Annotated in this window: 18 protein-coding genes and 1 riboswitch; of the genes, 7 read left to right on the plus strand and 11 right to left on the minus strand. The window is 46.4% G+C overall.

What is annotated here, in order from left to right; all coding sequences use genetic code 11:
- Positions 1 to 8 precede the first annotated feature (8 nt).
- From OX890_RS14170 to hinT, 5 genes are all read right to left on the minus strand, one after another.
- Positions 9 to 2,243, minus strand: a complete 2,235-nt coding sequence (locus OX890_RS14170) for a TonB-dependent receptor (protein WP_172599592.1) — start codon at positions 2,241 to 2,243, stop codon at positions 9 to 11.
- A 54-nt stretch (positions 2,244 to 2,297) separates the two neighbouring features.
- A riboswitch (TPP riboswitch) is annotated at positions 2,298 to 2,423 on the minus strand.
- Between the two features lie 92 nt (positions 2,424 to 2,515).
- Positions 2,516 to 2,911, minus strand: a complete 396-nt coding sequence (locus OX890_RS14175; RefSeq protein WP_041412450.1) for a YcfL family protein — start codon at positions 2,909 to 2,911, stop codon at positions 2,516 to 2,518.
- A 140-nt stretch (positions 2,912 to 3,051) separates the two neighbouring features.
- Positions 3,052 to 3,549 (minus strand): PaaI family thioesterase, encoded by a 498-nt coding sequence (locus OX890_RS14180; RefSeq protein ID WP_172599593.1) that lies wholly within the window; start codon positions 3,547 to 3,549, stop codon positions 3,052 to 3,054.
- Positions 3,536 to 4,063, minus strand: coding sequence for a PaaI family thioesterase (locus tag OX890_RS14185; protein WP_268649433.1), 528 nt, complete (start codon positions 4,061 to 4,063; stop codon positions 3,536 to 3,538). The genes OX890_RS14180 and OX890_RS14185 overlap by 14 nt, the downstream gene beginning before the upstream one ends.
- Positions 4,060 to 4,416: a purine nucleoside phosphoramidase gene (gene hinT / locus OX890_RS14190; RefSeq protein ID WP_126492153.1), complete on the minus strand. Its 357-nt coding sequence runs from the start codon at positions 4,414 to 4,416 to the stop codon at positions 4,060 to 4,062. Before hinT ends, OX890_RS14185 begins: the two co-directional genes overlap by 4 nt.
- Before the next feature lie 144 nt (positions 4,417 to 4,560).
- Between hinT and OX890_RS14195 the strand changes: the two genes are divergently transcribed.
- The gene (locus tag OX890_RS14195; RefSeq protein ID WP_268649434.1) at positions 4,561 to 6,342 is read left to right on the plus strand and encodes a M61 family metallopeptidase; all 1,782 of its coding nucleotides are present in this window, start codon (positions 4,561 to 4,563) and stop codon (positions 6,340 to 6,342) included.
- Between the two features lie 167 nt (positions 6,343 to 6,509).
- Here OX890_RS14195 and OX890_RS14200 read toward each other — a convergent pair whose 3' ends face one another.
- A complete protein-coding gene (locus tag OX890_RS14200) occupies positions 6,510 to 7,145 on the minus strand; it encodes a LuxR C-terminal-related transcriptional regulator (protein WP_006081301.1) in 636 nt (211 codons plus the stop codon).
- A 297-nt stretch (positions 7,146 to 7,442) separates the two neighbouring features.
- Between OX890_RS14200 and OX890_RS14205 the strand changes: the two genes are divergently transcribed.
- Positions 7,443 to 8,189, plus strand: a complete 747-nt coding sequence (locus OX890_RS14205; protein WP_126492156.1) for a cytochrome b/b6 domain-containing protein — start codon at positions 7,443 to 7,445, stop codon at positions 8,187 to 8,189.
- Between the two features lie 93 nt (positions 8,190 to 8,282).
- On the opposite strand, the gene cctA is transcribed toward OX890_RS14205, so the two are convergent.
- From cctA to OX890_RS14220, 3 genes are all read right to left on the minus strand, one after another.
- Entirely contained in the window at positions 8,283 to 8,633 is a 351-nt protein-coding gene (gene cctA / locus OX890_RS14210) for a tetraheme c-type cytochrome CctA (protein ID WP_006081299.1), read from the minus strand.
- 515 nt (positions 8,634 to 9,148) lie between these two features.
- Positions 9,149 to 10,231 (minus strand): AI-2E family transporter, encoded by a 1,083-nt coding sequence (locus OX890_RS14215; protein WP_126492158.1) that lies wholly within the window; start codon positions 10,229 to 10,231, stop codon positions 9,149 to 9,151.
- A gap of 277 nt (positions 10,232 to 10,508) precedes the next feature.
- Complete coding sequence (locus OX890_RS14220; protein WP_006081297.1) at positions 10,509 to 10,742, minus strand: sulfurtransferase TusA family protein; 234 nt, start codon at positions 10,740 to 10,742, stop codon at positions 10,509 to 10,511.
- Positions 10,743 to 10,855: 113 nt separating this feature from the next.
- Here OX890_RS14220 and OX890_RS14225 point away from each other — a divergent pair, with 113 nt between their 5' ends.
- From OX890_RS14225 to OX890_RS14240, 4 genes are all read left to right on the plus strand, one after another.
- A complete protein-coding gene (locus OX890_RS14225) occupies positions 10,856 to 12,325 on the plus strand; it encodes a M48 family metalloprotease (RefSeq protein WP_126492160.1) in 1,470 nt (489 codons plus the stop codon).
- Between the two features lie 128 nt (positions 12,326 to 12,453).
- Positions 12,454 to 12,804 (plus strand): arsenate reductase (glutaredoxin), encoded by a 351-nt coding sequence (gene arsC / locus OX890_RS14230; RefSeq protein ID WP_006086336.1) that lies wholly within the window; start codon positions 12,454 to 12,456, stop codon positions 12,802 to 12,804.
- A 51-nt stretch (positions 12,805 to 12,855) separates the two neighbouring features.
- On the plus strand, positions 12,856 to 13,230 hold the full coding sequence (locus tag OX890_RS14235; protein WP_006081294.1) for a DUF2069 domain-containing protein: 375 nt from the start codon (positions 12,856 to 12,858) through the stop codon (positions 13,228 to 13,230).
- Between the two features lie 320 nt (positions 13,231 to 13,550).
- Positions 13,551 to 15,506: a hypothetical protein gene (locus OX890_RS14240; protein WP_126492161.1), complete on the plus strand. Its 1,956-nt coding sequence runs from the start codon at positions 13,551 to 13,553 to the stop codon at positions 15,504 to 15,506.
- Positions 15,507 to 15,658: 152 nt separating this feature from the next.
- On the opposite strand, the gene hda is transcribed toward OX890_RS14240, so the two are convergent.
- Positions 15,659 to 16,369, minus strand: a complete 711-nt coding sequence (hda, locus tag OX890_RS14245) for a DnaA inactivator Hda (protein WP_006081292.1) — start codon at positions 16,367 to 16,369, stop codon at positions 15,659 to 15,661.
- Between the two features lie 67 nt (positions 16,370 to 16,436).
- Entirely contained in the window at positions 16,437 to 17,528 is a 1,092-nt protein-coding gene (locus OX890_RS14250; RefSeq protein ID WP_012088917.1) for a DUF2066 domain-containing protein, read from the minus strand.
- 216 nt (positions 17,529 to 17,744) lie between these two features.
- Here OX890_RS14250 and OX890_RS14255 point away from each other — a divergent pair, with 216 nt between their 5' ends.
- Positions 17,745 to 18,995 carry a uracil-xanthine permease family protein gene (locus OX890_RS14255; protein WP_006081290.1) on the plus strand — a complete coding sequence of 417 codons (1,251 nt, stop codon included), beginning with the start codon at positions 17,745 to 17,747 and terminating at the stop codon, positions 18,993 to 18,995.
- Positions 18,996 to 19,007 lie beyond the last annotated feature (12 nt).

Raw genomic sequence — 19,007 nt, forward strand, 5'->3', positions numbered from 1 at the left:
ATCAGCTTTTACATAAACTTAACGTTAAAGGTTACGCCAATCTGACGCGGATCGCCGTAACGAATATATTGCTTTTCAGCCCAGCCATTATCAGGCTCGTTACCGAAGTAGAAGCCGCGCACACCGTATTCTTCATTGAACAAATTACGGCCCCATAAATAGGCTGACCATGCACTCGCCTCATAACCCACACGGGCATTGACGATAGTGTAAGGCTCAGAACGGGATTCATTGCTGTCGGAATAGTAAAACTCACTCTTACCGCTCAGGTTTAGGTTAGTAAACCAGCCCGAATTGGTACGATAAGTCCCGCCAAGGCTGTAGGTTAAGTGTGGTGAATGGGCCAGATCGCGGCCAGTTAAATCGACCTCAGTGCCGTATTTATCCTGATACTGGTAGTCACCGTAGGCCGTTTCTAACCAACCTAAGCTTGAGTAAATTTGTAGATTATCCGTGGCATACCAAGTCGCATCTAACTCAGCACCATAGTTATTAGAACTACCAGCGTTTTCGGTGAACAAGATAAAACGCTGAGGTTTATCAGGGTCTTGCTGGGATGCAGCCACCTGTTGATCTTGCCTGTCCATATAGAACAGCGCCAAATTAGTATCGATAAGCCCTGCTAGCCAATGGGATTTCAGACCGATTTCATAGTTATAAAGCGTCTCAGTACTGAACTCTTTTTTATCGTTCAATTCGACAGGCAAAGTCATGTTAAAACCGCCCGCCTTGTAACCGCGCGCAACACGGACATAAGCGTTGTGCGAGTCATTCAGCACTTTACTCACAGCAATATGGCCACCCCACATGGTTTCACTCGGGTCGAAATTATCGTTATTCGTATCTGAGTAATGGCTGTTGCGGCGCTCCAAACGTAGGCCAACAGATAAGGCATAATCTGAGCCCAGATCCGTATCGAGCTGACCAAACAAGGCATAGTTCGTCGCTTCATACTCAGAGTCTAAGACTTCATCCGGCCAAGCATTGTACTCAGAATACAATTGGTTATCTTCTTTCAGATTCATGCCGTACACACCAAGCAACCAATCAGTACTGTCCGCAAAGATTCGGCCCTGCTCGGTAGAACTTAAGCGAAACTCTTGCGACACAGTTTTACGTTGGCCAGTTTTATCCCAAAAATAATCATATTGGCACGGCGCCAGATTGCCATCGTCATCACTGCATTGCTTAGAAGCCCAATACTCTGGGTTCGACCAATCGCCATCGTAACTGTAATGGTGATCGGTATTCGCAAAGGACGTTAACGAGGTTAGCTCAAAGGTTTCGGCGCCAGAATAGGTCGCTTTAAAGCCTGCGCCTGTGGTGCGCTGGCTATCGACACCCGGTTGATCCGATGTCGTCTGGGTCGGTGAATTGGTTAAACTCCACACATCGTAGCCATTATCAAAATCGGCGTGCAGCACAGTTAAATCAAACTGCAAATCGTCAGTCGCATACCAGCGCAGCTTAGCGCGGCCGCTGAACTCATCGCGGCCATTGGTATCGTCACGGCCTAAATAGAGGTTGTCGTGGTAGCCATTTTGTTGATGTTGCTGCAGTGAAACGCGATAAAGCAGCTTGCCAGAATCCGTTAATGGGCCAGAACTGAAACCGCTAAACGTGCGTAAATCATCATCGCCTAACGATACTTCGCCACCATGTTCAAACACATCGGTGGGGTCGTTGCTTTTCAGATAAATCAGTCCCGCTAAGGCATTAGCGCCATAACGTGTGCCCTGTGGTCCACGTAGCACTTCGACCTGTTGTAGATCGTACATGCTCGACACCATGCCAATACCGGATAAATCGATATCATCTATGATGTAACCAACAGAAGAATTAGGTGCACCTTGGTATTGCTCTTGCTCACCTACGCCGCGAATTTGAAAATATTTCGGCCGTGAACTTCCACCTGACCAGTTAAAGTTGGCGATTGAATTAAGCAGATCTTCAAAGTGCTGCGCGCTTTCATCTTGAATTTTTTGACTGTCGATAACGGTAATACTGGAGGGCATTTTTTCTAAACTTGAGCTGCGAAAATCCGCCGTCACCACCATGACTTCCATCTCAGTGCTGGGATCGGGTTTATCAATAGCATCGGTTTGTGCAAATGCAGAAGTGCTCAGCGCGGCAGCAATGGCTAATGCCAGCGGCGCTCGGGTTAAAAACAAGCTGGGCGATACGGTTAAAAACGGGGAATGACGTTTTGACGTGTTACTGTTTAGCGTTTTACTGTTTAACATAGGACCTCAAATACATAGTTTGAGATCCGGCAACGAATAAGCGATTCAGAAGTGTGCTGTTGATTGGCCCATTCCTACGCCGGTATTAGCCGGATCAGGTTCTAAGGGTTCGTCAGCTGACATCTCAGTTTGCAGTAATCAACGTAAATTAATTCGCTGCAAACACCCCTTGGCGACGCCTAGTATACATGAGTAATAGGATGGGATGACACATTTACCTCATAAAATGAAAAATGCCAGCATAGCTGGCATTCTCAGGGCGAACTTCAGGCTTAATTCGAAAAGGTTTCGCGCACGTACACATCAAATTTAACCGCTTGGGCATTGGGCGCCACGGCGGCGACTTGCAATTGTTGCTTGCCATGCAGCTTCACCGATTTCCAGCTTGTCGCTTCATCTTCGATAGTAAAGCCGCTAGCATCGTACCAAGTGAATTTATACTGCACACGCATATCGGTAGACGATTTGCTGACAATCAGCGCTGAACCCTGCACTAAATCGCCGACTCGGCGTGCATCCACACTTTCAACCGCAATATCTCGGGCAAAACTGGTATTATCGACACGGGTTTCACCAAGCGAACTCACTGAAATACCTGCGGTATGTGAGGCACAAGCGCCTAAGGTCAGCGCCGCGGCCAATAATAGTCCTGTATAAATTTGTTTCATCTCTTTCTCCCAGTCACGCGACAAAATGCGCGGCCAGCGCGCACCATTTCCCATTAAACGACAAGCTAATCGAACTGTGCTGAACTTATGCTTAACAAGACAGACTTAATCATCAGTCAAACACTGCTCACTAAAACGAGTTAATCAATCAGAAAGTGCGCCCGTGCCGTAGCGATGAGCTGCTTACGATTGGTTTGCCAACAATCGATATTCACGTTGGCCACTCGTCGCCCCTGTCGGGTAATACGACATTCTGCAAAGCTATCTTTATGCAGTCCTGCACGTAAATAGTCGATGGAAAAATCGACCACTTTAGGCACTTTGGCTGTTTGCATAAAGACCATCAACTGCACTATCGCTGACATCTCCATAAAACCTGCAATGACGCCGCCATGAATCGCGGGCAACACAGGATTACCGATATTGTCGTCCTTAGCAGGCAGTTTAAAAATCAGTTCATCACCAAAACGTTCCACCTTCATCCCAATAAATTTGGCATAGGGGACGTGCTCAAGTAAATGGCCGAAATCGTTAAGCTCAGTGGCGCGCTTAACAATGCCTTGCACATCGATAGGCGCTTTTACTTGGGCTTTTTGAGTGGGACTGGCTGTGCCAAGTTCCGAATTATTTGCGCTCATCAGTGTATCCTATCTCAGGCACGGCTTCACCCATCAGCGCTTGTCTAAAGGCATCACCCACCATTTCTGGGCTGATCCGCATAAAGGAACCAACAGCATGGGCAATAGGATCGTCGATACTGTCTTGATAAGCAATCGCGCGGGTAAAGGCAATATTGGAAGACAATTTGTAGCATTCAGCAAACCCAAACACAGGTTTATGGGGCTGAGCGGGCTTCATATAATCCACCCGCAAATCGAGCGTAGGTGAGATTTCTAACAATTTAAATTTATGGAATATCGCGCTAACAACAGCACTGCCACAGGCGGTATCCATTAAAGTGGTAATGACTCCACCGTGGATAACCCCCGTATCAGGATAACCAATTAATTCAGTGCTGTAGGGCAACTCAATCAACACATGGTGCTCGCTCGCCTCCAATACCGTTAAACCGAGACGACGACACTGAGCGAGTTGATCCACAAACCGCTGCGCCATTTGGGTCAGCGGGAAAAAATCCGAATTTACCTTCATTTGCCTTGGCTCAACATGGGCCCCAGAGGCTCCCCGCCCACAAGGTGGAAATGAATGTGATAGACTTCTTGTCCACCGTGTTGATTGCAGTTCATGATCAGTCGGTAGCCATCTTTAGCGATACCCGCTTCCGCCGCCAATTTAGCCGCAACAGTCATCATACGGCCAAGCACCGGCTCATCAGAGGCTTTCATGTCGTTCGCCGTTGGGATCAAATGATTCGGCACAATCAAAATATGGGTTGGCGCCTTAGGGGAAATGTCTCTAAAGGCTGTCACAAGTTCATCTTGATGCAGAATATCCGCGGGAATTTCGCGACGAATAATTTTGCTGAAAATCGTTTCTTCGGCCATGGGGCGTCCTCCTTGGGTTAGTTGGCATAGTATACTAGTAATTCAACGCTTTGTGTCTGTAGATATTTTGCTTTTCATTTGCCAGTTGCAGGCATTTTTGGCAGCATGGCCACCATTAAAACACTCAGGTTTTGCAGGATAAATATGATCCATTACCAGATAATCCCCGTCGATCCGAAAGCCCATTTATTCGCAGTCACTATGACATTATCCCAGCCCAAGCCTGTGCAGGTCTTTAGCCTACCCGCTTGGCTGCCTGGCAGTTATATGGTGCGTGACTTTGCCAAAAACATCATTGAACTCAAGGCACATGATGCTAATGGCCAAACGCTCAAGCTAATCCAGCTAGATAAGCAAACTTGGTCAGTTGACAATAATAGCAACGAAATCATTCTGACTTATCAAGTGTATGCTTGGGATCTATCGGTGCGCACCGCGCATTTGGACATGACCCACGGCTTCTTTAACGGCAGTAGCGTGTTTTTATCCGCCCACGGTTTTGAACAACAAACCCACACTGTCACTATGCTACCGCCCACGGAATCAAATGCCTCTGAATCAACATTAGGTGAGTGGCGCGTTGCCACGAGCATGACCCGCATCAGTGGTGACGACTTTTATTTCGGTCAATTTAATGCCACAAGCTATGACGAACTTATCGATCATCCAGTGGAAATGGGCTTATTTACCTTAGCCAGTTTTGATGCCTGCGGCATACGCCACGATATCGTACTCAATGGCCGCCACCGCGCTTGTATTCCAAGGCTCTGCCAAGACTTAAAAGCCATTTGCGAATATCAAATCAACCTCTTTGGTACACCAGCCCCCTTCAAACGCTATTTGTTTATGACCACAGTATTAGACAATGGCTTTGGTGGTTTAGAGCACAGAGCTTCTACCGCATTAATGTGTTCACGCAAGGACTTACCGCTGTCGCTCGATGCGCCAGTCAATAACGACTATCGCACTTATTTATCCCTGTGCAGCCACGAGTATTTCCACAGCTGGAACGTGAAGCGGATTAAGCCGGAGTGCTTTTTACCCTATAAACTTGAGGCTGAAACCTATACGCCGCAACTGTGGGCCTATGAAGGCATCACCTCCTATTACGATGACTTCCTTACCTATCGCGCCGGACTGGTAGATGAACACAGCTATTTAGATATGCTGAGTGAAACCTTCACCCGCGTCTATCGCAGCCAAGGACGCTTTAAACAAAGTGTTAAAGATTCAAGCTTTAATGCTTGGACTAAGTTCTATAAGCAGGATGAAAACGCGCAAAACGCCATCATTAGTTATTACACCAAAGGCGCGCTTTTTGCGCTGTACTTAGATTTAACCCTGCGCAGTGAAACCCAAGGCAAATACAATCTCGACCATGTTATGCAGATTTTATGGCAGGAATATGCTCTGCAAGACAAAGGCACGACTGACGGCTGTCACCAAGCGATTGTCGAGCGACTCCTAGGCCGTGATTGCCACGATTTGTTTGCCTACTTAGATAACACCGACGATATTCCACTGGCTCCGCTACTTGCCGAATTTGGCGTCGAGTTTAACCTTCGAGCCAGCCAAGGTCCGCAGGATGTGGGCGGCGGGCAAGCGAAAGGTTATGACATTGCCTTTGGCGCGAAAACTCAAGCGGCGCCGATGGGATTGAAAGTGTTGACTATTACCCAAGGCAGCCCTGCTCACCTTGCGGGATTAAGTGCGGGGGATACCTTAATCGCCGCCGATAACTTGCAAGTCAGCGCGCAATTTGAGTCGCAGCTACAGCAATATCCGCTGGGTGAATCCTTGAATCTACATTGGTTTAGACGGGATGAATTGATGACGGGTGAATTGATGATAACTGCCGCGCCTAAGGACACTGTCGCCCTAGCGATTAGCGACAAGACTAAACTCGCGGCTTGGTTAGGACGTTAATTTAACGTTTTGATTAGACAGGTTTTTAGAAAAAAAAGGGGCACAAGCCCCTTTTATCATTTCTGAGATAACACTTAACTTAGGTACTAATATCCAAACGAACACATCTATGTCTAGATCAGTATTCCCTTGCCAAATCAGTGTCTTCTATCAGTGCTAATACAGACTTAAACCACCACATCGTGCAAATAGGTTTGCGCCCACGCGATCGCTTGACCACGGCTCGACACACCGATCTTACGGAATACTCGGTACAAATGGGTTTTTATCGTGCTTTCACTGACAAACAACTGATTGGCAATATCTAAGTTAGTGCTACCCGTTAAGAGGGCTTGTAATACTTCTCGCTCACGAATCGTCAGCGGTTCAGTATCTTCGAACAAACCAAAGTCATCGTTCACCCCATTGACGAGTTGAATTGGGATCACCCTATGGCCTCGTAAAATATTCGAGAATCCTAGGCTAATCTCAGTTAAACCCGCATCGAGATAAAACACCCCTGCGGTCGTGGCAGCTTGCATCAAAAAGCGCGCATCCACTTGTTTAGGGAATTGTAAATAGACGACTCGTACACTTGGTTGTTCACGGGCAAGTAAACGCTGAAATTGATGGGCTTTTTGAAGATCAACAGTCGCTAAATCAATCACTACCATGGAGGCATGATTATCCTTGATTTGTTCACACATCTCATCTGGGCTGACTTGCGTCAACTTAACGAGAAACTCCTGTGGCCAACGTCCTGCTAGCAGTTCCATTAATACTTGCGATCGTGACACTACAATCCAATGTAATATTTTGAACATCCTGCTCACTCCCTGTCTGATTAACGATTATTCACTTTGAGAACCTAAGATCCTCTCAATACAACTTCAACATCCGTTCAATAGACTTCCAAGTCTATCGTGGTGACGATATTAGCATTAGATAAAACAGATTAAAAAGACTTACGTGAAAAATATTTACCGTACGCAAATCAAAAACTTCTAACACTTTCGTTGAATCCACTATCAATCAGAAGTCTTAATTGAAACTGAAAAAAATTACTGAAACTTTTAGATAAAAGCGTAAGATCATATCAACACAAAAAATAAGGAAATTCCATGTCCAGCAGTAAACCCACCGCGCTTGAAGTCAAATCCTACCCTGTGTGGGACAAACCGACTCGATTATTCCATTGGATAAATGTCATTCTCGTGCTCGCACTCATCTTAGTGGGTGGCATCATGATGTATCGCACTGAGTTAGGCATCACTGAGTTAACAGGCAAAATTGGCTTAAAAACTTTACACGTGTGGATAGGATATGCGTTTGCAATCAACCTTATCATTCGCCTTGTGTGGGGTTTTGTCGGTAACAAATATGCGCGTTTCAGCCATATGTTTCCCAATGCCAATAGCAAAAATGAGTTAATGACCTACAAGTCAGAACTGGCCGCGGGTAAAAATCCGCAGTATTTAGGCCATAATCCTAAAGGTAAATTTGCTGTCCTCGGCATTATGTTGCTCTTAGTCACTATCATGATAACTGGGCTTTTACGCGCAGGAACAGATATTTACTACCCACCGTTAGGTAGTGCTGTACAAAGCTATCTGGCCGATACCAATGTCGATCCAGCAAGCTTAAAACCCTATGATGCCACTGGGGTGAATACCGAGAAAGCGGATGCGCTTAAACCGCTGAAAGGACTCGCCGGTGAAGTTCACGTTTATGCGGTTTATCTACTTTTGCTACTGATTTTACTGCATGTATTCGCAGTGGTTTATACCGAAGTTAAACGTCAACCTGGGATTATTTCAGCCATGTTCTCTGGCAAGAAGATCATCCAAGGTCAGCCAAAAGACGAGTAATCGGTTAGTTTAATGATAAAAATAACGCCAGCATTTGCTGGCGTTATTTGTTTAGACTTGAAGGCTTACGCCAACGTTTCTAATATTTTTTGGTTATTTTTTCAGAATAGTCGCAGGTGTACGGCCATCATCATGGCAGCTTTCACAGGTAGGTTTTTCACCTACATTCATATCATGCACCGCATGACAATCTGCACAGACTAAATTGCCGTCATGTGGTTTATGAACAGCGTCCATCTCAGCAAGAGAACCGTGACAGCTTTGACACTGTTCAAATTCAAAGGCACCATCCGCAGAAGGTGTACCATCTTTATGACAGCTTTCACAACCACCCGACTCAGCGTGGAAATCAGACAATTTTTGATCTGCAGCAAATGCGGTTGGCGACAGCGCTAACGCTGCGAGACTAGCCCCGAAAAGCGCACTTAATAGTTTTTTGCTCACAATAGTATCCTCCAATGGCGATTGTCAGTGGAAATTCTTGTCAGGGTGACTTCCATCTCGCAACCAAAAGTAAATAGCACGACTCGATATAACTTAGCTAAGGATGAACGAATAAGCAAACCCATGCTAAGCACCCCAACTTTATCAACATACTCAAGGGTAAAATGTGCGCTGCATCATGTAACCACATGCTTATATAAGAGTTTTACATATGCCTAACCTAGAGGCTACATAATGTAAATCCCCAAAGCGACTAAGGACAAAATAAAAGCCTGAATTAGACAATATGGGCTCTATTCAAGGGACTTGAAGACAAATGACAAACCCGAAGGCAATAACGATAAACAGGAAATATAGCGAAAGATTGATGAATATGTGTAATGGAGACGAAACATGGCGCCTATATATGTGCCTAAATGTGCGCCTGAACGCCCTACTCGTCTCAGGCATTGAGTTCCATGACGGAACTCAATGCTCACAAGGACAAGCTAAGCAAACCGTTCAGCGAGTCGTCATCAACTCGCATCGAGTCCATGGAGAGTTTCAACCTCAGTTTTAGGCCAAGCGTTAATCACGGCTTTGACCAGCGAGGCCAATGGAATGGCAAAGAATACCCCCCACACGCCCCATAAACCGCCAAAGACTAACACCGCGGCTATGATGATCACCGGATGCAAATCCACCGCATCGGAGAACAAAATCGGCACAAGTAAATTACCGTCGAGCGCCTGAATAATGCCGTAACCCAACATCAAATAGCCAAATTCAGAACTAAAACCCCACTGAAAAAATGCCACTAAGGTGATCGGCAAGGTGACTAAGGTTGCACCAACATAGGGGATCAATACCGACAACCCAGTCAAAACTCCGAGCAACACTGAATATCTCAGTCCCATTACGGCAAACAAGATATAGGTCGCGACGCCAACCACCACGATTTCAATCACTTTACCGCGAATATAATTGAAAATTTGCTGATGCATTTCAAACCATACTTTCCGGGCTAACTGACGATTGGCGGGGAAAAAGCGCTTACTGCCGCTGATCAGTTGATCTTTGTCCTTTAAAAAGAAAAACACCAACAAAGGGACTAAAATCGCATACACCATCAAGACGAGCAAGGATGCTGAATAGCCAATTAATTGCTTAGCAATATCCAGCACATGCTGAGTATCGAGCAGCTTTTTAAGCTCTCCGACCATCAGATCTAACTGCTCGGGATTGATAAATTGCGGGTATTGATTGATCAAGGTTTGTATTGTCAGCAGCCCTTTATCTATCATGCTCGGCAGATCGGTAATTAAGCTCACGCCTTGGCGCCACACACTCGGAATTAAGCCAAATGTCAGTAGGACCACAATGCCTAAAAACAACACGATAACTAAGGACGCACCAGCGGTGCGATTAATGCCCAATTTAAGCATTTGTGCCACGGGCCATTCCAATAGAAATGCCAACACCAGCGCGACTAACAAGGGGGCAAGTAAACCTGCAGCAAAATAAATCACTAGCGCGAACCCAACAAGGATAGCCATTAAGGTCACCGCTTGTGGATCACTAAAGCGCTCTTGATACCAACGAGAAAAAACAGTAAACATGGATCATTCCAATAGTGATGATTGGCTAGGCTTCCCAAACGCTCAGGAAAGTTTATTTATCATGCAGTTATTTACGACACTACTCAATCCTACTTTTACTTCAACTTGTCAGCTAAGTTATAAAAACTGAGTTCACAAAGTTCAAAAATCGTATCTAAGCGAGACTCTTGCACTCATCTGGCACACTAATCAGGTACACTAATCAGGTACACTCATCTGGCTCCCACATGAGGTTAGGCCGCGACTCGGACAGGATTTAAACATGAAAATCCTCAATTTATCCCTGAGATAGATCAACTTTGGTGATCATCAAGGCTAACAGACTCACATCATTACGCAACTCTTGCACGACGTGACCTTGTTTTTTTAAATATTGGGGAACATCTCGCCTCGAGCCTGAGTCAGAGAGTAAGATATGCAATTGCTCGCCGTCTCGCATTGGCTTCAATGCAAGCTTCACTTTGACTAAAGGAACAGGACAGCGAAATAACGTTAAATCAATAAAAATCATAATGAACTTGCTATAGACGAACTTGGGCTATTATCCTAAGTTGCACCTCAAACTACAAGCTAAGTGCAGTATCTCTGCCTTTAGTTGAGATAATTAGAAATAAAAGGATCCGCTTGCGTAATTTGACTTTTTTGACTCGATTAAAACCTTTTGTTGCAGGCGCACTCTCTTTGATGCTGCTAACCTTCGCCGCCAAAAGCTTTGCTAACAATGACTTACCAGACTTAGGTACGGCTGCAGTTAATACCTTCAGCCTTGAAAAAGAAATGGTTTACGGTGATGCCTATATGCGCATCATTCGCTCTTCGGCGCCTATGTTAAATGATCCCGTGTTGAGTCAATATCTTACTGAGCTTGGCAACAAACTGGTCGCCCATGCCACAGGGGTAAAAACACCCTTCTATTTCTTCCTATTACAAAATGATGAAATCAACGCCTTCGCCTTCTTCGGCGGCCATGTTGCCGTACACACAGGCTTATTTCTCAATGCCGATAACGAAAGCGAACTCGCCTCAGTACTCGGTCACGAAATTACCCACGTTACCCAACGTCACCTTGCGCGTTCGCTCGAAGCACAGCAAAAGAGCAATCCAGCGACGATTGCGGGTTTACTCGGCGCCATTTTATTAACCATCGCTGTGCCACAAGCTGGTATGGCTGCGCTGGCAACGACCCAAGCGATGGCAACGCAATCAAAAATCAACTATACCCGTTTACATGAGAAAGAAGCCGACCGCATTGGTATGCAAATTTTGGTGGATGCAGGCTTTGACCCCAACGCCGCCGCGGATTTCTTTGGTAAGTTAGCCACTCGTTATCGCTTTACCACCACACCGCCACAAATGCTGTTAACTCACCCATTACCTGAGTCGCGGATCACCGAAGCCCGTAACCGCGCCGAGCAGTATCCTAAGCGTTATATTCCCGACAACCTGAATTTCCAGCTGGCGAAAGCCCGTATTCAAGTCCGTTTTTCAAGTTATAGCGACGAAGCGGTTTTAAGCATGTTTGACAGACAACTGAACAAACAGACCTACAGCTTTAAAGAGGCAGCGCTCTATGGCAAAGCGCTGGCCTTGTTTAGATTGAAGAAGTTTGGTGAGTCGGAAAAAATCGTCGATGAACTGTTGAAAATTGATGATAACAACCTGTTTTATATCGATACTAAAGCCGATTTACTAACCGAACGTAAAGACTACGCGAAGGCGATTGCGATGCTTGAAGCCCAGCGAAAAATGAAGCCAACATCGCAAGTGATCAACGCCAACTTAGCCAATATCTACCTCGAAGCTGACCAAGCCCATAAGGCAATCCCTTTACTAGAAGATATGATATTCCTCGATAAGCAAAATCAGCTGCCCTATCAATTGCTGAGCGCTGTCTATAAAAAAACAGGCAATCAGGCATTGGAATATTTTTCCACCGCTGAGCTCATGGCATTAGGGGCTAACTATAAGGGCGCTATCGATCAGCTTAACTTTGCCTACCGTGCATCCGAAAGTAATCCCTTACAGCTTGCACGTATTGAAGCCCGTATTCGCCAATTCAAAATGGCCGATAAAGAGATGGAAGCACTTAAGTAATCAGTTGTTTTATAAATTGATTTAACTTAATAGCCCATTTATGCGCCCCGAACACACTGACGGGGCGCTATTTTTTCTGTTATCATCCGCTCCATCGTTATTTCAGCCCGTATTGAGCCTCTAGCACTATGACCCAAGCGACGATTTACCATAACCCACGTTGTTCAAAAAGCCGTGAAACCTTAGCTCTACTTGAGCAACAAGGTTGCGATATTACCCTAGTGGAATACTTAAAAACGCCCCCTACGGCTGAAGTCATCGGCGATATTCTGGCTAAATTAGGCATCAGTGCTCGCGAATTAATGCGCACCAAGGAAGCGGAATATCAAGCCTTGGAACTTGCTGACACCTCGTTGACGGAGCAGCAATTGATTGAGGCCATGGTGAACACGCCTAAACTCATCGAACGCCCGATTGTGCTCGCCAATCAACGCGCTGCCATCGGCCGTCCTCCAGAGAATGTGCTCGCTATTCTTTAACCCATGATTTTAAAACAAAAATCGCTTTAATTTTAATCGTTAGGTAGACATATGACGTCCAACACCTTATTTACCCTTAGCCGTTTAGGTTACTTCGCGCTCGTTCTGCTATTAGGCGGCTGGTTTGTTGGCCAAGGGATTAGCGGTGAATACACTCTGCTATTTAGCCTATTATGGATAGTGCCATTATTACTACCTGCAAAAGGGGTTTTCCAAGGTAATCCATATACTTATGCTTGGGCGAGTTTTGTTCTGTGCCTTTATATGCTGCATGGACTGACACTGCTTTATGTTACTACCGATGCCTTCGCTTTTGCATTAATCGAAGTATTGTTGATTGGTGTACTGCTGATTGCCTTCCCCTTCTACGCTCGGATCCGTGGTCGTGAACTGGGATTAGGCCTGAAGAAAAAGTCTAAAGAATAAGCCATTGCATACAATGTGATATCAGTGCCGTCTTACCTTACTGGGTATGACGGCATTTTTATATCGCAACGCCAAACTCCGCTGCAGATCTGCGTTCAAATATCCCCTTCAACCTCAGTTCAATGCCCAGCTAAACAAACAGTCAAACGAGCTGTTAAATAAACAGTTAAACCGCGCAGGATTAACATTTATTATACTTATACTGACTTTTTGCAACTTACTCCTCGTGCTATAATCAGTTTCTCATCGTGGGTCCTTAGTATCCCGTGAGTCACAAAAAGTCTAATCGCACTGCTGAGTTAACAAGGGAGAATGCTGTAATGGGGATATCGATGCCACTGAAGCTTTTGGGATTAATGGCCTGCTCTAGCCTACTCGTGGCGTGCGGAGGCGGTGGAGACAGCAACACAGATAATGGCGGAGTAACGCCCCCCTCCACCTCACTGCCACGCTGCACAGATAGCATTTCGCCGCTTCTTGTTACCACATCATCCTCAATCCGTTTTCAAACTGAACCGACTTATGTGGCAGGTCAATCCAGTGCCATCATTGCCAACATCCTAAATCGTGATAGCCAAAACTTAACCTTTCGCTGGCAGCAAATCGATGGACCTATCATACAATTAGTCAGTCAAAACAGCCCTGTATTAGCCTTTGATACTCCCACTGCAGGCGGCTACCGTTTTAGCTTACATGTCACGGGAAGTAATCTAGATGTCAGCGGAGAAATCGGCATTAATGTCGATCCCGCATCGACGGGTGTACTGAACGTCCGCCAGGATCACCAAGTGGTTGAAGGTAACAATGTCAGCTTAAGGCTCGGACAACAATCAGGATTAAGCGCTGCGAATATCTCTTGGTGCGTGGCGTCTGGCCCAGATTTAATGGTCGATGTAAGCGATCCGTTTAGGCCTTTATTTACCGCGCCAACGGTCGCCCAAGATACAATCACTCGGCTCAAAGTGAACGCCAGTATCAACGGTAATCCACTCAGTGATGATGCCTTTGTGCTAACAACTGCGGCGCCGGCGATCAGCTCGCAATATTTCGATACTCCAGTGGCGCGCACTCACGCCTATCGTCCCGCCTCGCCTTACGCCAATGTGCTAGCGGGCTGTGTTTACTCTAATCAGCTCAATGATAGTTGCACTATCAATACCTTACCTTTGATAGGCCAAACCTCAAGCGATCTAAATCGCGAGACTATTCTTAATCGTGTACTGGTTTCCCACGACTGGATGGGCGATAACTTTGCCGCCTTTTTAGCTCAGATGGACCCCAACAGCGATTTTGCTCGCCTGTTACAATCCGTCACGGCCGTGGTGATTAGCTATGACGTGCGCCCTTCCTTCTATTGGGTAGTTACAGGAGCGATTTATCTCGATCCCGACGATTTATGGCTTACGCCAAGCCAGCGTGACACCATTAATGAGGCGCCGGATTACCGCAGTAATTTCGGTGATGATCTTAACTTTGTGATGCCTTGGCGTTATGTGAAAGACAATCAGTATGCGTCACTTGGCGTACCTATCACCGTCAGAGCAGACCGAACATTAGCGCAAATCAATCCCGATCTAGCCTCCTTGCTGTATCACGAGCTAGCCCATGCCAATGACTTCTTCCCCCGCAGCGTACATGCCTCACTCACAGGGCCAAGACTGCTAGATGATTACAGTCGCCGCAATGCCAACAAGAGCCTGATATCTGATCAAGTCAGCACCAGCTATCCATTAATGAGCACTGAAATGATGGGGCTTGCCAATGTCCGTTTCCTCGGCGCTGCGGCGAGTAATGTACAGAAGGCCTATCAACCATCGGATGTGAGTACATTCTTTTCTACCGATATCGCCAGCGACTTCTATGCCTATTCCAGTACCCGTGAAGACACGGCTATGCTATTTGAAGAAGCCATGATGAGTTATCGCTATCAAATATTACGTGATGTCGCCGTCACCAATAAACCTGCGGTGTTAACTGCGGATACGCTGATTATTGACTGGGGACAAAGAGGTCGAATTGCACAAGACAGCCTAGAGAATCGTGCTGCACTGGTGATTGATGAAATTCTGCCAGAGCTTGATGGGATCAGTTTGATTGAAAGCCTGCCCGAGCCGATTGCCATGACCCAAGGTCAAAGCTGGCGTCAAACATTAGCCACATCGCCTGCGAATGCGCAGCTCAAAGGCCAAAACAATGCACCGACAAACGATGTACAGCCACGCTTTGAGCCTGAACTTCACTTAAGTGGCGACCGTCACCGTCATCCTCAGCAATAGAGTGTTTAAGTTGTAGATAAACAAAAGCCCGTCTGCATTCAGCATGACGGGCTTTTGATTTTTAGGTTTTAGGGATTTTACATTTTTTAGCGTTTACATCGCTCAAGGCTAATTCAAAACCACTCAAACCGCGTCTCTAACCAATCATGCTTTTAAAGATGCAGCATCTCTTTGGCAAAGGGAATGGTGAGCTTGCGCTGGTGCACTAATGAGGCTTTATCTAACTTATCCAATACATCGAACAAGGTACGTAAATCTCGCGCCATTCGGTTCAGCAAAAAACGTCCCACATCTTCCGGTAATTGCAGGCCACGCATGGCGGCGCGGCGTTGCAGTGCAGCAAGTTTCTCATCATCAGCCATAGGTTGCAGTTGATAATTCAAACCCCACTGCATACGTGAAACGAGATCAGGTAACAGAAAACCCGCATCCGCAGGAGACGAACTGCCACTGACCACTAAGGCACAATTTTTATGTTCGGCGACGCGGTTGTAGAGATCAAAAATCGCTTCTTCCCAGACGGGGTGACCAGCGATGGCATCGACATCATCGATACAAACTAAATCTAACTGTTCTAGTCCTTCAAGCAAGGCGGTCGAGATACTCGCATGTATGCCTAATGGAATATAAAAGCTGCGACGCTCTACTTCATTAGCGTGGGCGCAAGCGGCGTGCATTAAATGGGTTCGACCCGATTTGACTGGGCCCCACAAATAAATGGCGGCTTCACCCTGCCCTTCGGCATTGGCTCTCAGTTTTTGAATAAGCTCATCATTACCAGCGGCAGGGTAATAACTGTTAAAGGTTTCGTCGTCTGGCAAATGCACAGGTAACGAGAGTTGCAGAGGTGAGTTTAAGGGCACTCGGTCTTCTCAATATCAAATAAAAACAATGCCGTGCTTATCATGGCTCAGCACGGCCGATAACATCTTAAGGTAAGCGCCATTCATACACAGGCTTGCCTGTTTGGTTAGAGACTGGGCTAAACTCCCCCGCACTCACAGGTGCAACCACAGAAATTCGCGGCTCTAAGCTTAATAAACGTTGTAAATCCGTTTCTGAGCCAAACAAATCTAGCGAGAAGGTCACGGTATGACCTTGAATATGCGTTAACGTGGCATTTTTAATCGCGCTGAGTTGCTTCAAATATTTTTCGACTTCAACTAGTTGCGCCATTTTTTGAATATTCACAAAAGTGACACTCGCGCCTTGCTGCGTGCCCGTGTCGGCAATGGCATACTTAGTAAAATAGTATTCGCCTAACGCCGCCATCATGGCTTCAATCGCCTGAGTCGAATTTTCAGCGGTGCCGTTGTAACTGAATAACGGTGGCGTCAAAGAGTCAATGGTAGCCTTAGTATAGAGATTTAAACGGTAACGAACTTGGCTGCCAGCAGCATCAATCGCCACCAATGCCAAAAAGTCAGCTTGATAACGGCCAGAGACACTCGCCACGATATCGGCAAACATACCTTTGATATCGTTAGGGTTAATTCCCATCAACTCATCAAGATCTAAGATTGGCAGCAATACCGGAATACCGCGGGCATCGGAAAAATCACTAAAGAGTTTACGTTCGGCTAACGCAGACGAGTCACCCAATATCATAGTGTCGCCATCGCCTGGCATTGCGACCCAAAATAAGGTCAGCGGGCGTTGTGTTCCCCAAACGGGCAATTGCGCCTGACGCAGTAGCGCCACGATGCGACGGTGTTCAAAACTGGCAGTTAGCAGTAATTGGCCATTCTGCTCGATATAACCATACTGGCTCAGCAAGGTATCAGGATTACTGAGCTGTGATTGGATCAGACTGTTGTCGAGGGATCGCGCCGTCCCAGTATTCTTGATAATGACTTGCTCAAGCGCACTTTTTAGGGCTTTGTCGCGTTCTGCAACCGCGCGCGAAGACACAGGCACATTGGCCTCATCTAATTTACTCACCTCAACAGCATTGACGCTATTAATCGTGAACAGACAATATAGAAATGCAATTAAGCTCGGCTTCAATAGGAATTTCAGCATCTTTGAGTAGTTGAAGTAACGTCAGATGGGGCAAATTGTACCATAGTTAGCGCCTTAAGCGAGTCTTGGCAAAATTTAGCCCCATTTCAGTGCCAACCATGGCACGGAAAAGCCAAACAGTGATCCGAGTCGGCAAAACGGGCGATTTTATTCTGCTGAAAATCCAACAAACTGATATCATTTGGCGGTTTACCCTAAAATTAACGAGAATAATAAATGAGACGACTCGCTATCCCCCTACAGGGCGCGCAAATGCTGTTTGTAGCCTTCGGTGCCCTAGTGCTAATGCCGCTACTGACAGGACTCGACACCAGTGTGGCATTGTTTACCGCAGGTATCGGCACCCTACTGTTCCAATTGATCACTAAACGCCAAGTGCCTATCTTCCTTGCCTCTTCCTTCGCCTTTATCGCCCCCATACTCTATGGCGTGCAAACTTGGGGCATTCCCTCCACCATGGGCGGCATTATGGCCGCGGGCGTGGTCTACGTCATGCTCGGCGCCTTGGTCAAAGTGCGCGGCACCGACTTCATCCATAGGCTGTTACCGCCTGTGGTAGTGGGTCCTGTGATCATTATCATCGGCCTTGGCTTAGCACCTGTCGCTGTGAATATGGCCTTAGGTAAAAGTGGCGATGGCAGCTTGACTCTCGTTGACACCAATACTGCGCTATTTATTTCACTCGCGTCACTTTGCACCACTATAGCTGTGGCGATTTTTGCCAAGGGCTTACTGAGAGTGATGCCGATTTTAGCGGGGATTATAGTAGGTTACGGCTTAAGCCTTGCCTTTGGTATTGTTGACTTTGCGGTTGTGACTGCCGCCAGTTGGATTGCGATTCCTAAATTTGTCGCACCCGAATTTAACTGGCATGCCATCGCCTTTATGATCCCAGTCGCAATCGCTCCGGCGGTTGAACACATCGGCGATATTCTGGCGATATCCAATGTCACAGGTAAAGATTTTATGAAAAAACCGGGACTACACCGCACGCTAACAGGTGATGGTATTGCCACGATTGCGGCGGCAGCCTTTGGTGGCCCGCCAAACACCACTTACTCAGAAGTCACTGGTGCTGTAACCCTAACGCGCAATTTTGATCCGAAAATCATGACTTGGACCGCCATTACTGCCATCACGTTGGCCTTTGTCGGCAAATTAGGTGCGCTGATGCAAACCATTCCTGTCCCAGTCATGGGCGGTATTATGTGTTTGTTATTTGGCTCAATTGCAGCCGTTGGTCTCAACACCCTTATTCGCAATCATGTGGATTTGTCTGAGCCGCGTAATTTAAGCATTGTCGGTGTCACCTTAGTATTTGGTATCGGCGGCATGGCATTTGGCATAGGTTCATTCAGTCTGACCGGTATCAGCTTGTGCGGCATTGTCGCGATTACCATGAACTTATTATTGCCTGCAACCAAGCCACACGATAAACACAATGAGTCAGATGTCACCCCTCACTAGTCGTTGTTTGAG

This window comes from Shewanella sp. DAU305, from assembly GCF_026802235.1.
GTDB lineage: Bacteria > Pseudomonadota > Gammaproteobacteria > Enterobacterales > Shewanellaceae > Shewanella > Shewanella baltica.

What these genes read in the sequence shown, in the direction of transcription:
- hinT (WP_126492153.1), bottom strand. Translation starts at nt 4,416, where the DNA reads ATGGCCGAAGAAACGATTTTCAGCAAAATTATTCGTCGCGAAATTCCC.
- OX890_RS14200 (WP_006081301.1), bottom strand. Translation starts at nt 7,145, where the DNA reads ATGTTCAAAATATTACATTGGATTGTAGTGTCACGATCGCAAGTATTA.
- arsC (WP_006086336.1), top strand. Translation starts at nt 12,454, where the DNA reads ATGACCCAAGCGACGATTTACCATAACCCACGTTGTTCAAAAAGCCGT.
- OX890_RS14180 (WP_172599593.1), bottom strand. Translation starts at nt 3,549, where the DNA reads ATGAGCGCAAATAATTCGGAACTTGGCACAGCCAGTCCCACTCAAAAA.
- OX890_RS14195 (WP_268649434.1), top strand. Translation starts at nt 4,561, where the DNA reads ATGATCCATTACCAGATAATCCCCGTCGATCCGAAAGCCCATTTATTC.
- OX890_RS14240 (WP_126492161.1), top strand. Translation starts at nt 13,551, where the DNA reads ATGGGGATATCGATGCCACTGAAGCTTTTGGGATTAATGGCCTGCTCT.
- OX890_RS14250 (WP_012088917.1), bottom strand. Translation starts at nt 17,528, where the DNA reads ATGCTGAAATTCCTATTGAAGCCGAGCTTAATTGCATTTCTATATTGT.
- OX890_RS14185 (WP_268649433.1), bottom strand. Translation starts at nt 4,063, where the DNA reads ATGAAGGTAAATTCGGATTTTTTCCCGCTGACCCAAATGGCGCAGCGG.
- OX890_RS14255 (WP_006081290.1), top strand. Translation starts at nt 17,745, where the DNA reads ATGAGACGACTCGCTATCCCCCTACAGGGCGCGCAAATGCTGTTTGTA.
- OX890_RS14235 (WP_006081294.1), top strand. Translation starts at nt 12,856, where the DNA reads ATGACGTCCAACACCTTATTTACCCTTAGCCGTTTAGGTTACTTCGCG.
- OX890_RS14175 (WP_041412450.1), bottom strand. Translation starts at nt 2,911, where the DNA reads ATGAAACAAATTTATACAGGACTATTATTGGCCGCGGCGCTGACCTTA.
- OX890_RS14170 (WP_172599592.1), bottom strand. Translation starts at nt 2,243, where the DNA reads ATGTTAAACAGTAAAACGCTAAACAGTAACACGTCAAAACGTCATTCC.
- OX890_RS14220 (WP_006081297.1), bottom strand. Translation starts at nt 10,742, where the DNA reads ATGATTTTTATTGATTTAACGTTATTTCGCTGTCCTGTTCCTTTAGTC.
- OX890_RS14215 (WP_126492158.1), bottom strand. Translation starts at nt 10,231, where the DNA reads ATGTTTACTGTTTTTTCTCGTTGGTATCAAGAGCGCTTTAGTGATCCA.
- OX890_RS14205 (WP_126492156.1), top strand. Translation starts at nt 7,443, where the DNA reads ATGTCCAGCAGTAAACCCACCGCGCTTGAAGTCAAATCCTACCCTGTG.